The 1,162-nt window shown below is 69.5% G+C and carries 2 protein-coding genes; both read right to left on the reverse strand.

The window, feature by feature from the left end; all coding sequences use genetic code 11:
• Positions 1–718: enolase C-terminal domain-like protein (locus tag TN53_RS40745; RefSeq protein WP_046263926.1), on the reverse strand; the 718-nt coding region annotated here is incomplete at its 3' end.
• Complete coding sequence (locus TN53_RS49690) at positions 715–876, reverse strand: hypothetical protein (RefSeq protein WP_420719166.1); 162 nt, start codon at positions 874–876, stop codon at positions 715–717. The genes TN53_RS40745 and TN53_RS49690, both read right to left, overlap by 4 nt.
• Positions 877–1,162 lie beyond the last annotated feature (286 nt).

Below are 1,162 nucleotides of genomic sequence, written 5' to 3' on the forward strand. Positions count from 1 at the left end.
CCTCCAGGTACTCCAGTACGCCGTCCAGTTCACGGGCGACGTACCGCGATGTCTCCACCGTCCAGGCCGTGTTGGGGTCCAGGCGCAGCGGCTGGCCGGGGAAGGCCTCGGCCAGTGCCTTGATCGCGGCGATCTCCTCGTCGGGAGGGAAGACACCGCCCTTGAGCTTGAACGAACGGAAACCGTACCGCTCCTGCATCAGCCGGGCCTGCCCCACGATCCCGGCCGGGTCCAGGGCCTCGCCCCAGTCGTCGCCGATCGCCACCCGCCCGTCGAGGGCGGGGTGCTCGGCCCACTTGTAGAAGAGGTACGCCGCGAAGGGCACCGCGTCCCGGACCTTCCCGCCCAGCAGGTCGCTGACCGGGCGGCCGAGCAGCTTGCCCTGGGCGTCGAGGCAGGCGACCTCCACGGCCGACGTGGTCCAGCCGCGTTCGTGGGAGCTGGGGACGGTGGGGAGGAGATCGGCGTCGATCGCCGCCGAGATGGCCGTCGGGTCGAAGACGTCCATGCCGGGGACCACCTTCGCGGCCGCCTCAAGGCGTGCCAGACGGGCCGTTCCGCCGGGGGACTCACCCAGGCCCACCGTGCCGTCCTCCAGGACGAGTTGGAGGATGATCCGCAGGGCGAGGGGCTCATGGACGCCGTTGGAGTTGAGCAGCGGCGGGTCACTGAAGGCGATCGGGGTGACGATCAGTTCCCTGATCCTGGTGGGATTCATGCGCCGGCCACCTCCAGGCCGTGGTCGATGAGTTGCGCGAGGCGGGCCACGTGTTCCGGGGTGGGGTCCAGAAGGGGGGCCCGCACGCCGCCCACGTCCAGCGAGCCGTCCGTGGCGAACGGCGTGACCGGGAAGAACAGCACTCCTTGGAACTTCATGTCTCCCTCGTGACTACGGTGTGCTCAGCCCTTGGTGGCACCGGCGGCGATGCCGGTGACCAGCGAGCGCTGGAGGAGCAGATAGACGATCAGGCTGGGGATGAGGGCGATGACCGCACCGGCAAGGACCACCCCGGAGCCGACCTCGGGGTCGGTGCGCAGGATGGACAGGGCGACGGTGACCGTGTAGTCGGTGGGGTCCTTGGAGGCGATCAGTGGCAGCAGGTACTGGTCCTAGATCATGATGAAGCCGAGCACGCCGGCCACACCGAGCGCGGGCTTGCAC

Origin of the sequence: Streptomyces sp. WM6386 (genome assembly GCF_000972385.1) — a bacterium.
Taxonomy (GTDB): Bacteria; Actinomycetota; Actinomycetes; order Streptomycetales; family Streptomycetaceae; genus Streptomyces.

Bases quoted from the DNA above. Each gene is read 5' to 3' on its own strand.
- TN53_RS49690 (WP_420719166.1), bottom strand. From the start codon at position 876: ATGAAGTTCCAAGGAGTGCTGTTCTTCCCGGTCACGCCGTTCGCCACG.